Raw genomic sequence first — 14,082 nt, forward strand, 5'->3', positions numbered from 1 at the left:
AAGAAGTTAATTTTCATGGTAGCCATCCATGCAGCACAAAATCAGCGCTGCACCACAGAGAATGAAAATGGTTAGGAAGTGTCAATACTGATACTGACCTTAATCCAGTCAACCCTAATCCATAGACTTATTTAATTATCGCTCTCCTCTTTTTTTTAACGATTGATTAGGGTCTTCTTAAGTATTGCCATTTTTCTAATCTTGAAGAAACTTATTTTCATGGTAGTTTATGTGCATTTTTTCACAAACTTAGTAGTAAATCGACTTTTTTATCTTATAGAATTTTATATGGTAAACTTCAAGCCCACTACGGCTACTAAAATCATCCCTATAAATAAAATCCGTCTCCAATCTTTTGCTTCTCCATAAAAAAGCATTCCAATAATTGTTCCACCTACAGTCCCAATCCCTGTCCAAACGGCATAGGATATTCCCATAGGCAGGGATTTCATTGCTAAACTCAGAAAGCCAAAACTCAGTATAAATCCAAGAAACAGTACCATATATGACTGTAAGTTTTTGTCTTTGGCTACTTTATTCATACCTGTAACTCCAACCACTTCAAAAACTCCAGCCAGTATGAGATACACCCAAGCCATTTTATACAGCACCTTCTTTCTCACTAGATTCAGTTGTAACAAGTTTTAAACCTACTACACCAGACAGAAGCAAGAGAATAAATAATACTTTCGTCCAACTAAAGGCTTCTCCATATACCAACATCTCTACTACAACAGTTCCAGCTGTCCCTATTCCCGTAAAGATTGCGTAAACTGTAGCAACGGGTAGGCTTTTTATCGCCTTAACTAGTATAGCAAATGATAAATATAAGAGTAGAACAGTACCAGTCCAAGAAAGCCAGTTACTAGAATGCTTCAATCCTATTGCCCACAAAACCTCAATAAGACCAGCTAGTATAACTAATACCCAATTTCGATTCATCTAATTTCCCTCAATAATTGTCATAATTCCTTTGAAAGTCCGTGCCAATAAACATACCAAGATGCTTCAAATCTCTTCAAAAGGCGTTCTGGACCACCATATAACATTTCAACAAATATGGCATCTAAAATTCCTAAGTATGCAGCAGTAGCTCGTTTTTCATCGATTATTGAACTAATTTCTCCTTCTGCTATAGCCTTTTTTATAATCGGAATCAAAAGTTCCTCTAACTTATCGAGGTATTCATAAGCATTTTTCATCACCATTTCTTTGAGATGGTTCGGCGGAAAAAAAGCGGTACGAATCCAAAATTTACTAGAATCATTCTTTCCATATCGGTCAATGCTTTGCAAAAGAAAATCATATAAGAACTCTTTTATAGGTCGAGTCTTGTTAATTTCTATAAAATTAATTACAAATCTTATTTCATTCTCACTCGCATCCCTGCATAGCTGTAAAAACAGTTCATCCTTCCCTTTGAAATGAGTATAAATAGATTGTTTTTTAATCCCTACATCTTCGGCAATATGTGCCAACGACGCACCTTCATATCCATTTTTTGCGAAATGCTTTAAAGAAACTTCCTTAATTTGATCTGAGGTCATTTTATCATCCTTCCGAACAGTCGTAAGGTACATTTAACATTTTTCTAATTTCTAGTCAATTATTATTGATTTATTCACTAATCCTACTTTAACTAAACTGCCCCGTTCGTTCATTAAGAAAAGGGCTGCATCTGCAACCCTTAATTTTGTAAAGACCCTTTATATGAAATAATTCGAAAATTTTTATTTCTTTACTTTTCTAATTGGGAGAAAGACAAGTATCAATATAAATACAACTATCAAAGTTAAAAATGAAAATAATAAGGGGAAAAATAATGTAGGATAACCTTCCCAAGCGTTTGTGTAATATCCAATCGAATAAGGTACAACAAAACCAGAATTAAGTAGTTCAGTTTGTAAAGCGTCACGTTCATTTAACTTAAAAGATTTATTTTTTAACTTACCTTCTTCATCTAATGTATATAATTTGTAGTTTAATTTCTCCTCTGGAACTCCACCAACTATATCTCCGTTCGGCATCTCCTTTTGTATTTCTCGTGTTTTCTTCTTATTTTCCGTAGTTGGCAAAAGGAATGATTTCTATCCGTTTACAAATAATAACAGAATCAAATTAATTAAAAACTGAAAGAGGCAACTAAATGCGAAGTTTATTTCAATCATTAAAGAAAATCGCACCTCAAAATCTATCCTCTAAACCCAATAAGCAGGTTGTTACTACTGACGAATATATTGATAAAAGCTTGGCAGTAAACCTTTCTTTATTAAAAAATATTTTTAGAAAAACGGATGATATCCTTTATAGAGAGTTTGAGTTTTTGAACCAAAAGACGTATAAGGTATTCATTTGTTATTTAGATGGATTAGTGAATGATGATTATATAAATTCACATATTTTAAAGCCGTTAATGGAACCCCATTTTTCAACTCAACACTTTGATCAAAGCAGTTTACTTACCATTACAAGAAATAGGATTCTTCACACGGCAGATATCCAAGAGCTAAAAAAGATAGATCAAGTTATTGACAGTGTCTTAACCGGAAAAACCGTTCTTTTTATAGATGGATTTGATTCAGCACTCGCCGTGAGTACTCAAGGTTTTGAAACAAGGAATGTAACTGAGCCAGATACTGAATCAAGTGTACGAGGTTCTCGCGAAGGTTTTAATGAAGTGTTAAGGGTCAATACTGCGTTAATTCGCAGAAAAATTAACAACCCCCGTCTAAAGTTTGAAAATATAAAGCTTGGCGAACAAACCAAAACGAATATTCGTATGGGCTACATCGAAGGGATTGCCAATGAAAAGGTTGTGGAAGAGGTACGTACTAGGCTGCAGCATATCAATGTGGATTCCATATTGGAATCAGGATATGTGGAACAATTTATCGAAGACAGCCCTTTTTCAATTTTTCCAACTGTTGGAAATAGCGAGAAACCTGATAAAGTTGCTTCAAAATTGCTGGAAGGAAGAGTGGCAATACTCTGTGATGGTACACCATTTGTCTTGACCGTTCCCTTTCTATTTGTAGAGGGATTACAAGTCGGAGAGGATTACTACTCCCGGCCTTATTTATCCTCCTTAATTCGATTACTAAGATTATTAGCTCTATTCATTGCTGTTGCGGCCACGCCCTTTTATATCGCCCTTACCACCTATCATCAAGAGATGGTTCCGTCACTCTTGCTGGCAACAATGGCTGCTGGGGAAGAACGTGTCCCCTTCCCTATCTTTATTGAAACATTGTTAATGGAAATCGTCTTTCAACTTCTAAGAGAGGCAGGAGTAAGGATGCCCAGGCCTGTAGGTTCTGCGATCAGCATTGTTGGTGCCTTAGTCATTGGAGAAGGAGCCGTTCAAGCAGGTTTGGTCAGCTCGGCCATGGTGATGGGTATTGCCATTACAGGGATTGCCGGGTTTGTGGTATCTGCATTTAATGATGCCATTATTTTATCGAGAATTCTTTTGCTGATATTAGCGGGTACGTTGGGTTTATATGGAATATTAATGGGTTTTATGATGTTGCTGGGCCATTTATGTTCTCTCAGGTCTTTTGGCACCCCCTATTTAGCACCTCATGCGCCTATTATTTGGAGTGAATGGAAGGATTCGATTATTCGCCTGCCCCTTTGGCTTTTTAATTCTCGGCCGCAATCCATCACTCGGGATAATTCTAAAAGATCCGGATTTGGCAACAAACCTAGTATTCCGAATAAGGATGAAAGAGAGGGACAGACGTGAAAAAGGCGGTTATCTGTTGTACTTGCTTATTGCTGTTGACAGGTTGCTGGGATCGGACTGAATTAAAGCAACTGGGAATCGTATTGGGTATTGCCGTTGATAAAGATCCGGATTCCGGGGAATTTATTGTTTCCACTCAAATGTTAAGACCTCAGGCACTAAGTACACAATCGCCTAGTACTGAAAAGCCCGTTGAAAAAGTAGTTACAACGGGAAAGACCATCTTTGAAGCCATAAGGAAATCAAATTTAGAATTCGACCGTAAAGGATTTTATGCTCACAATAAAGTCATTCTAATCGATGAAGACTTGGCAAAAGAAGGTCTGTTGTCAGTTCTTGACTTTTTTCAGCGCGGGAAAGAAATCCGGGGCTATGTGTTCGTATGTATAGCAAAGAATGCACAAGCAAGAGAAATTCTGGAATCAGATACAGGGGGAATCGAACCCATCCCTGCATTACGATTAAGAGATATGTTTGAAGATACGAAATTTCAGTTAAAAGCAACTAAAATCAATCTGCTTAATTTTTATAAAGAATCGATCGGAAGCGGAATTGAGCCCGTAGTTGGGGTGTTAGAATTTGAAAAAGACAGATTTTCAAAAAAACATGTAAAATTGTCCGGCGGAGCTGTTTTTAATAAGGATAAATTAGTTGGCTATTTAACTGAACATCAAACAATTGGCTATCGATGGTGCAAGAGTGAAGTAGAATCGGGAGCGGTATCCATCCCCTCCCCTGTAAATGAAGGCAGATATGAATCGGTTGAAGTGAAAAAAGCAGACACAACCATTAAGCCCACGGTGAAAGGAAATGAAATCTCTTTTACCATTAGCGTTAAAGGTGAAGGGATTATCACGGAACAGGAAGTTATTACTTCACTTGAAGACAATACAAAAAAACTTGAACATATGAAGAAGATTGAAGAAAAAATGAACAAGCAAATAGAAAAAGATATCAAATTAGCTATAGAAATAGCGCAAAAAGAATTCCATTCTGATATTTTTGGTTTTGGAAGAGCTTTAAACAAAGAAGAACCAAAGATATGGAATCAAGTGAAAAATGATTGGAATGAACGGTTTGCTAGAGTTCCCTATACAGTAAATGTTCATTTTAAAATCAACTCTACCGGGTTAATGCGGGGACCTTTCCAAGCCAAAAATTAACGCTTAAATATTAACGTAAACAGATGGAAAGCAATCAACAGGAGACAGATCAAAATAAACATGGAACTTCCGAATAATATAAAGTTACTTAGTAAATCAGCTTTCCTGATTATTTGAAGGATTACCATCATTCTTTCTCCTCTTTTTTGAGATGATCACTTTTTTCTTTAGAAAAATAACAATAAATAATAAAACACTTAAAAGGTTGATCATGGCCATCACATACGTGTGAACCTCAAAACCAAGCCACCGGTGATAGGCCATATTTTCGAATCGCATATTATTGTAAATCGGGAAGATCAGCCCTAAAACAAGAATCACCCGTCGTATATTTTTGATATTAAAAATCCAGATAATAGCAAGGACACCGCCGTAAAAATGCAAACTCATTTTATAAAAGCCGCCGATAAACATGATTAAAACGGCTAATAAGTCTAAATTCGTGAGGAAGTCAGCGATGTTAATAGATAAGATCGTTTGCAATAATGGAACTTCAGTATTTGCTGTGAGATCTGGCCCCAAAATAGCAAGCATGATAATGATTGAAAAGATGATTAGGACTGTTGAAAGCGCCACAGCCAGATAGGTAATTTTCCGTATGCCTTCCTGCTTATTTACAAAATGCCAAAACATAATAAAAACGACGAGCTCGCCAAAAGGGAATAACACAACGTCGAGTAAGGTTTTTCCTAAAAGCGGTTTAATTCCATTTCCTAAAATAGGCAGTAATTCATTTATTTCAAATTGCCCCGAAAACATGGTAAAAATATAAATAGTAACCATAAAAATAATAAAGACTGGCAATAAAATTTCACCAGTTCTTGCTAATACTTCAAAGCCTAACGATAGGATGTAGACCGATACCAGCATAAAAAAATAAAGGATAACGAGAAGAGGTGTAATCGGTAGCGCCGTCAGTTTAATCAGTGCTCCAAATTCATAAAAATTGTAACTAGAACTGTCCAAAAAATAGGCTCCGTAAATAATCAACAAAGGAATGGCTAATTTTCTTCCTACTGCCGCATTTAGAATTTCGGAAAAATTTTGATCAGGACAAATTCTTGGGATTTGTGTATATACCCATATCAGACCTGTTCCGATAAAGAAAGCTAGTAAAACAACCAGCCAAGCATCCTGTTTAGCACCTATTCCAAGCGCAAAAAGGGTTGTGCTTCCCACTTCAAATAACATAATGAGCATAAATAATTGAATTTTGGTGATTTGAATCATTCTTTTATTGCCACCTTGAGTTTTGATAAGAAATGATTTTAAGAAGGAAATATAATGGGACATTCAATAAACTATTTTAGACAAAGAGCTTTTTGATTAAACATAGCTTGCCGGACCGTTCCCTTAAATATTTGGGTGGCATGTAAAAAAATAAAAGTCCCATGGAAAGGGGCTTGGAATGAATAAGAATTAGCGGATATTGTATATCTACTGCGTGGCTTCCCAGTTAGAACACTGTTTTTTAATTGCACTATAATCATAAACAGGTAAGTCTCCTTAAATAATGTAACTAAAATCCCTATACCCTTATGGTCATCCGGAATGAGAATTAAACTAACCGAAAGAGGGAAATGAGCTTGAAAAAGACCTTCTTTATAATAGTCTGCGTTTTACTGGTCATTGTCTTAGGCGGAATATCCTATACCCATTACCAAAAACAAAAAATAATACTACGATTTTGGCTGCCCTTAAAAACTCTGTTATCATACTCCTCATTTGGATACATAATTGGACGATCGCGACTTGCCGTTTGTCAGCAAAGCTGCAGCAATTCCTATAAATAAAATTTATCGAAATGCCCTAAGTCCCGAAAGCTTCAGCATAAATTCTTCATACCCACTTCTTTCCATATTCTCAAAAGATTGAGCCTCTAATTTATTAAACCTTTCTGCTAACCAATAAGCGGTTAGATAAAGGGTTAATTGTTTTTTTGCTATGTCCTCAGGAACTCCACTTTCAACATGATGAGAAGATAAAACTGTGTAGGCAAATTTTTCCGCATCAATCGTCAGTTTCTTAAGCTCTTTATCCATGGTCAACTCTCCTTCATATTAATAAGTCCGCTAGCTACCTGTCTCTCATTTCTAAAGCTTTAATCACTTCACCATATCTCTTTTCATCCAGTTCATAGAGATTAATAACTAGTATGGATACAGCTAATAATACAGCGGGGATGACTGCCGTTGTAATTAATATCCCCGTTAAAGCATGTGGAGTTTGAGAATGACCGGCAACATATCCAAATTGTTGAAGAACCAATCCCGGTACAATTCCACCCAGCGCCATTCCAAATTTAAAGAAGAAACCAATCATAGCATAAATTAATCCCCCCAAACGCTTACCCGTTTTGTAATCACCTATTCAATGGTTTCAGGAATAAGCGCCCACATAAAACCACCGGCAACGAGGCTGCCTACTGCAGCTAATAATCGCACAATTAATATGGGAGCAACCGCTGTGGCCGGAATGACTAGTAAAGCCAGAGTTGCAACGATTGTTATCGTTAAAGATACTCTCATTAAATTCTTTTTCCCCAATTTTTTATTCAGAACAGGGAGAAATGGCATGAGGATTAATGCTGGCAGGCTGCCTAATAATCCGTACCATTTCACCAAATCGGGACGTCCCACATTATATGTAATATAATAAATCCCAACTGAATTACTAATGGAGTTAATACCAAAGATGAGAATAAAAAAGGTGCATAGAACAACAAATGGACGATTTACTCTAAATTGTTCAAAGATGTCTGCAAACTTAATTTTGCCCTGGACTTCTTTTACTTTTACACGTTCCTTTGTATTTTTAAAACAGAAAAGTAATAATAGGGCACCGACAACACCCATAATGGTCATTGTTATTTGCCAGCCTGTTTTTTTTGAATCAGCTGCGCTGCCAATTGCACCTGCTAATAATGGAACACCGAACGAAACGATTACACCGCCAAGATTCGCAAAAAACATACGTACAGAAGTTAAATCAACCACTTCCTTACTTTCACGTGTAATAGCGGATGTAAGTGCACCATAAGGTACGTTAATACAAGTATAGGTGATCGATAAGCCAACATAGGTAATATAGGCATAAATGAGTTTACCTCCACTTGAAAACTGAGGAGTTGTAAAACAAAGGATGGCTAATAACGCAAATGGAAATGCACCATATAATAGGTAGGGTCTAAATTTCCCGAACCTTGAATTGGTTTTATCAACCAGCGTACCGATAAATGGATCACTTATCGCATCGATTCCCCGAACAATTAAAAACATTGTACCTGCTGCAGCTGCGGAAATGCCGAACACATCCGTATAAAAGAACAGAAGATAGGTCGAAACAGTTTGGTAAATCAAGTTACATGCGAGGTCACCGGAAGCATATCCAATTTTCTCTTTAAAGTAAATTTTCTCGCTTGAATTATTCCTGTTATAGACTTCCTTTTCCTTCAGAGTCATCTTCACCATTCCTTGCAGTAGAATTAGATTCTATTTTCTAAAGTCTTTTAACTGTCTATTAATCACCTTCGTGTTCATATAAATATCCTGATAAATAGCAAATAGTTTTTTATACATTTCCACATTTCCCTTAATTGGAACATGCGTTTTCGCAGTTTGAATAAATTTTTCTGCACACTCTTTTAATGATGAGAACCAACCGCACCCATAGGCTGCCAGCATCGCTGCTCCCATTCCCGGGCCTTGTTCACTTGCGAGTTTTTCAATTTTGGCATCGAAAATATCCGCCTGCATTTGCAGCCATGTCTCATTTTTTGCTCCGCCGCTGATCGAAACAATGGAGTCAATTTTTTTACCGTTGTTCCTAAAAATTTCAATCGATTCATTTAAAGAAAAGGTAATTCCTTCTAAAACGGAGCGAACAAAATGTTTTCTCTCATGTGATGTATCAATTCCTATAAAACTTGAACGAATATATGAATCCGCATGGGGTGTTCTCTCTCCTACTAAATAAGGGGTAAACAGCAAACCTTTAGACCCGGCAGGGACAGTATCCACCCCTTGAAGAAATTGGTCAAATCCTTCTTGCGGAGAAATTCCGGCTAATGTATATAGAGGAAGCTTAAAAAGCAGATATAAGCGGAGATATTACGATTGATTAACTGCTCTAAATAAGACAAAATCCAAAGATTTGGATAATATAAACGGAAAAAATTCCTTTATTTTTAAGGAAATATGGATATTTCCCAATTTAAACGGATTTTTACCGTTTATTTTTCAAACACAGTGGAATCAACAATCAGTTATAACAGAGCCTTCCTTTTAACTCCAACTGATAGTATGTAATCACCAGGCAAATCCAAGATATTTTATCTGTTCGGGCTCACCTGTTCAATGGTTTAATATAGCCAATAATGAATTGCGGTTACTTCAAACAAATCATCGTTAACTAATGTATACGAAAGAACAGTTTATTGTCAATTTGACCAAATTTTACCTAATCAGCATATCTATTTTGCGTCTTTTTGGATACATGCCAACGTTCACCCCCGGACATGATAGTACTGATGATTGTGATGTTTGCATGCATGATCTTTATGAGCCAATTAAAATACGTAATTCAGAGGGGAATAGAACATGGAAAAAATCGTAAAACCAAATGAACCTTTGGTTGAACATATTTATACTGCAGATCCTTCTGCACATGTATTTGAAGGGAAGCTTTATATTTATCCTTCCCATGATATTGATCATGATGGCCCTACAAATGATAATGGTGATCAATATGCAATGGAAGATTATCATATTTTGTCGATAGATAATTTCAATTCACCATGTGTAGATAATGGCGAAGCACTTCACGTTCGAGATGTACCTTGGGCTAGTAAGCAGATGTGGGCACCAGATGCTGCTTTTAAAAATAACCAGTATTATTTATATTTCCCAGCAAGAGATAAGGATGGTATCTTTCGAATCGGTATTGCGACCAGCTCAAATCCTGCAGGCCCTTTCAAAGCTGAAGAAAATTACATTCCAGGAAGCTTTAGCATTGATCCCGCAGTTTATGTGGATGAAGACAACCGAGCATATGTGTATTTTGGCGGCCTTTGGGGTGGACAATTAGAAAAATGGCAGACAGGTATATTTATTCCTGATGCAGAAGGGCCTGATCCATCACAACCGGCGTTAGGACCAATGGCAGCAGAATTAACTGAAGACATGCTTAGTTTTAAGGACAAACCGCAAGAAATATCAATTGTAGACGAGAATGGCAAGCCAATTCTTGCCGGCGATGAGGAAAGAAGATATTTTGAGGGCCCATGGGCCCATAAATACAATGGGAAATATTATCTTTCTTACTCTACTGGTACGACCCATAGCATTGTTTATGGAATCAGCGAAAATCCTCTAGGTCCGTACGTTTTCAAAGGGAAAATCCTGACCCCTGTCATCGGCTGGACCACCCATCATTCGATTGTTCAATTCGAGGATAAATTGTATTTATTTTACCATGACTGCTCCCTGTCCGACGGGGTTGACCATAAACGCTGTGTTAAATATACCGAACTAAAATACAATGAAGACGGAACCATTCAAACAATCGATCCATACTCAAACTGAGCATAGCAAGTTGATAGTTGATAATAAAAAGGCCTTGAAAATGCTTATAAGCCTTCAAGGTCTTTTTTACTAACACTGTTTCCTGAAAGTGGAGGACACAAATCCATCTTTCATTAATTTGAAATCTTTGGAATCCACAAGAAACCTTTTTATCATAAACGAAGCAGCTCCGAGGGCGGCAGCATTTCTGTTGAGTTGGGAAATAAAAATCTCATTTTTTAGCGGTATGTACCTTGATAACCTTTTTGAAACCGCCTTCTTAATCGACTTTAAAATGATTGGATTAGCCTCAATCAAGTTGCTTCTCAAGATAATCGAATCTGGATTAAAAGTATTGATCATATTCGTTAAACCAATTCCTAAAAAATAACCGAATTTTTCTATTTCCATCAATATATCCCCATCGTTTTCCAGAATCATCTTTTTGGCCTTTTTAAGTGTCATTTCCCCTCCATTTTTTATCTTGGAAAGATTATTGAAAAATGCACTTTCAGATGCATACAGTTCCCAACATCCTTGGTTTCCGCAGCCGCATTTTTTTCCATTGAATTCAATTGTCATATGTCCCATTTCTCCTGAAACTCCATCAGACCCACGGTAAAGTTCGTTATTTACAATCATCCCCAGACCAATACCAGTTCCCACGCTTACATAAATGCTGTTATCGGAATTATTTAGGGTACCATACAATTTCTCGCCAAATGCCCCGGCATTGGCTTCATTTTCAATGAAAACAGGAAAGTTAAAATGATCTTCGAGCAAATTTTTTAAGTCAACTTTGTTCCAATTTGAATGGGGAGTATATACTACCGTTTCATTCGCATTAACACCATGTACCCCAACTCCGATACCAATAATGCCATACGGTGATTCCGGTGCATGATCAACCACCAGCCTAATTCTTTCAATTAAAATTGATCTAAGCGCTTCCATTGACTCGTTTACAAATTCAAAGTGGTCAGAGAAAAGCGTATTTCCCTCTAAATCAATTAAAATCGTTAAAATATAATTGGCAGCAAGTTCAACTCCGATAGCATAGCCAGCATTTTTATTAAAAACTAGCATTATAGGTTTTCGGCCCCCGTTCGATACTCCCACCCCAATTTCGGAAACGAGATGTTTTTCGATTAATGAATACGTTTGCAAAGAAACGGTTGCTTTGTTCAGGTTCGTTAATTCCGAGAGTTTTGCCCTGGAAATCGGGTAGTGATTAATAATGGTACTCAGAATAACTTGTTGGCTATGCAATTTTATATAGTTTTGATCTGCTAATTTCACGAGTCTCCTCCTCTCTTTATTTGTTTATCGATTCAATGTATTTATTCCTTTACTTAATTATTTTTTATTATATCGTAAAAATTTATAAACTTGTATATTGTTCATTTAAAAAACATGTGGTAGTATAAACTCACAGTTTGGTTTATCCGATAAACAAACAAAGTTTAAAATAGTTTTATTTTTTTAAATAATAAAGTGTAGACGGTTTCAAAATGAAATTACTAGTTAAAGAGGTGAAAAACGGATTTAAAGCAAAATAAACGCAATATTTTTACCAGCTGCATGATTTGAAGTTTTGTATAGGATGATTAAAATTTAGGATATAAAACATCTTCTTAGTTTATCTACGTAAACAAACTAAGCAGGAAAATGATTGTTTTTTAACAATAAATAAGACTTTACTTATAATGAAATATTTCTAGATAGGTAGTGAATGCAGCAATTCACTTTATAAAGTGTTTACCTATTTTTATGGGGTTTGTTAAAAGGGTTTCCAATTTTCTAACCATCTCTGAAAGCGGTTAACGCTAATTTCTTGTCTAAAAAAGATTTGAGAGGCTCATTTTTTCAAAGAGACTATATTACCAATATCTATTAATGTAAGCGGATAAGTGATTTATAATTTAACTGAAAAGGAGATTGTGACATGGCTTTAATGGAATCAACAGTTAAACAAATGAACAAAAACACACAAAACATACAACAAAACGAGTACCATAAGCTCAGCCTTTCTGAACGGATCGGTTACGGTCTTGGGGACTTTGCCCAAAACCTCGTATTTGGTACAGTCGGAGGATTCCTGGCTCTCTATCTGACTACTGTTAATGCCATTGGTACGGCAGCAGCTGGGTTCATCTTCTTGTTTGTCCGTATCGTCAACGTATTCTGGGATCCGATGGTTGGTACCTACGTCGATAAACATACATTCAAGAACGGAAAATATCGTCCTTGGCTTCTGATTGCAGGTATTCCACTTATTATCTTAGCAGCGATGCTCTTTGTTCCAATTCCAGCCATTCGTGGTTCAGTGCCAATAGCCTTTATCACTTACTTCCTGCTCGACTTGGTTTATTCAGTGGTTAACATTCCTTACGGTTCACTGAATGCTTCACTCACACGTGACCCTGAATCCGTAGATAAAATCACAACTACTCGTATGATGCTGGCTAACATTGCTAACCTCTTGGTTTACACACTGTTTCCAATGTTTGTCCAAATGGCAGCACCATTAGACCGTTCAGCCAAAGACACAGGTTTCTTTGGTCTCAAGCTCAACATGGGTACTTATACGGATGTATCTGCAAGTCACGCTTGGTTTGGGGTTTACATGGTTTACATGGTACTTGGCGCTGTGGCGTTGTTCTTCTGCTACCGTCTTACAAAAGAACGCGTTGTCGCAACTGCGGAGCAATCTGCAGAAGTGAAAGCTACCGACCTGTTCGTTGAATTGAAGAACAACAAACCACTCGTTATTCTAGGTCTATTCTTTATGCTTGCTTTCACCTTCATGTTCTTCATGAATACAGTGAATGGCTTCTTTAACCAATACACGGTCAACCACTCAGACTGGATGGGTGCAGTAGGTCTCATCGCCTCCATCCCTGGTATCGCTTTCCCAGTCTTCTGGCCAAAATTGAAGAAAATCTTTGGTAAAAAGGGATTCTTCCATTTCTTCCTTGGTATGTTTGTTGTTGGGGAAATCCTTACTTGGGTATGGTCGTTAGATGGCATGCATGATTCACTCTTCCTTGCTTATGTTTCAACCTTCATCAAACAATGGGGGCTTACTTCAGCAACTGGTTTCATGTGGGCACTCGTTCCTGAAGTTGTCTCTTATGGTGAAATGAAGTCTGGCAAACGTAACGCTGCTATCATCAACGCGATCATGGGTCTCTTCTTCAAGATAGGCTTCACTCTTGGTGGTGCCATTCCGCTCTGGTTCCTTGCGGCTTACGGTTTTGATGGAAATGCTGCGAAGCAAACAGCAAGTGCTCTTTCCGGTATCAATATCACAGCTATCTGGATTCCAGCAGCGCTTGCTATCGTTTCAATGATTGTTATGGCTTTTTACCCGCTTTCAGATAAAGACGTCGTAGATATCAATAAGCAACTCGATGCTTCTCGTGCCAAAGCAAAAACCATCTGAACTGTGAGTCATAAATAGATTCTATAAAAAATACAAACCCACTCAGATGAAAAAGAGTGGGTTTGTACAAATGATATGAATTGGCCTGCCTTAAGCCATGCTAGGCTGCGTTTACCGACCCTCAAAGCGAGAATCCCTCCGCATTAAAACTATCCTTTCAAGACCTTG

11 protein-coding genes and 2 pseudogenes are annotated in these 14,082 nt (G+C 37.1%); 4 read left to right on the forward strand and 9 right to left on the reverse strand.

Annotated features, from left to right (window positions below; translation table 11 throughout):
• Positions 1-284: 284 nt before the first annotated feature.
• The 4 genes from J7E63_RS21555 to J7E63_RS21570 all read right to left on the reverse strand — a co-directional run bounded on the left by J7E63_RS21555 (position 285) and on the right by J7E63_RS21570 (position 2,075).
• Entirely contained in the window at positions 285-599 is a 315-nt protein-coding gene (locus J7E63_RS21555; protein WP_215016200.1) for a DMT family transporter, read from the reverse strand.
• 1 nt (position 600) lies between these two features.
• Positions 601-942 (reverse strand): DMT family transporter, encoded by a 342-nt coding sequence (locus J7E63_RS21560; protein ID WP_215016206.1) that lies wholly within the window; start codon positions 940-942, stop codon positions 601-603.
• A gap of 20 nt (positions 943-962) precedes the next feature.
• Positions 963-1,547, reverse strand: a complete 585-nt coding sequence (locus tag J7E63_RS21565) for a TetR/AcrR family transcriptional regulator (protein ID WP_168243595.1) — start codon at positions 1,545-1,547, stop codon at positions 963-965.
• 183 nt (positions 1,548-1,730) lie between these two features.
• Entirely contained in the window at positions 1,731-2,075 is a 345-nt protein-coding gene (locus tag J7E63_RS21570) for a hypothetical protein (protein WP_215016214.1), read from the reverse strand.
• A 71-nt stretch (positions 2,076-2,146) separates the two neighbouring features.
• Between J7E63_RS21570 and J7E63_RS21575 the strand changes: the two genes are divergently transcribed.
• Together J7E63_RS21575 and J7E63_RS21580 are read left to right on the forward strand one after the other, a co-directional pair.
• The gene (locus J7E63_RS21575; protein ID WP_215016221.1) at positions 2,147-3,745 is read left to right on the forward strand and encodes a spore germination protein; all 1,599 of its coding nucleotides are present in this window, start codon (positions 2,147-2,149) and stop codon (positions 3,743-3,745) included.
• On the forward strand, positions 3,742-4,908 hold the full coding sequence (locus J7E63_RS21580) for a Ger(x)C family spore germination protein (protein ID WP_215016228.1): 1,167 nt from the start codon (positions 3,742-3,744) through the stop codon (positions 4,906-4,908). Before J7E63_RS21575 ends, J7E63_RS21580 begins: the two co-directional genes overlap by 4 nt.
• 96 nt (positions 4,909-5,004) lie before the next feature.
• Here the strand turns inward: J7E63_RS21580 and J7E63_RS21585 are convergent, their stop codons facing one another.
• The 4 genes and pseudogenes from J7E63_RS21585 to J7E63_RS21600 all read right to left on the reverse strand — a co-directional run.
• Positions 5,005-6,138 carry a GerAB/ArcD/ProY family transporter gene (locus tag J7E63_RS21585; RefSeq protein WP_215016235.1) on the reverse strand — a complete coding sequence of 378 codons (1,134 nt, stop codon included), beginning with the start codon at positions 6,136-6,138 and terminating at the stop codon, positions 5,005-5,007.
• Between the two features lie 566 nt (positions 6,139-6,704).
• Positions 6,705-6,950 carry a hypothetical protein gene (locus J7E63_RS21590; protein WP_215016243.1) on the reverse strand — a complete coding sequence of 82 codons (246 nt, stop codon included), beginning with the start codon at positions 6,948-6,950 and terminating at the stop codon, positions 6,705-6,707.
• A gap of 34 nt (positions 6,951-6,984) precedes the next feature.
• Positions 6,985-8,369: pseudogene (locus J7E63_RS21595) on the reverse strand (glycoside-pentoside-hexuronide (GPH):cation symporter).
• Positions 8,370-8,399: 30 nt separating this feature from the next.
• A pseudogene (locus J7E63_RS21600) lies at positions 8,400-8,957 on the reverse strand (FGGY-family carbohydrate kinase); the annotation flags it as partial.
• Between the two features lie 549 nt (positions 8,958-9,506).
• Here J7E63_RS21600 and J7E63_RS21605 point away from each other — a divergent pair.
• Positions 9,507-10,490: a glycoside hydrolase family 43 protein gene (locus tag J7E63_RS21605; protein ID WP_215016250.1), complete on the forward strand. Its 984-nt coding sequence runs from the start codon at positions 9,507-9,509 to the stop codon at positions 10,488-10,490.
• Between the two features lie 69 nt (positions 10,491-10,559).
• Here the strand turns inward: J7E63_RS21605 and J7E63_RS21610 are convergent, their stop codons facing one another.
• The gene (locus tag J7E63_RS21610) at positions 10,560-11,768 is read right to left on the reverse strand and encodes an ROK family protein (RefSeq protein ID WP_215016257.1); all 1,209 of its coding nucleotides are present in this window, start codon (positions 11,766-11,768) and stop codon (positions 10,560-10,562) included.
• Between the two features lie 646 nt (positions 11,769-12,414).
• On the opposite strand from J7E63_RS21610, the gene J7E63_RS21615 reads away from it, so the two are divergent.
• Positions 12,415-13,914 carry an MFS transporter gene (locus J7E63_RS21615; RefSeq protein WP_215016263.1) on the forward strand — a complete coding sequence of 500 codons (1,500 nt, stop codon included), beginning with the start codon at positions 12,415-12,417 and terminating at the stop codon, positions 13,912-13,914.
• The last annotated feature ends 168 nt before the right edge of the window (positions 13,915-14,082 follow it).

The organism is Bacillus sp. ISL-75, assembly GCF_018613095.1.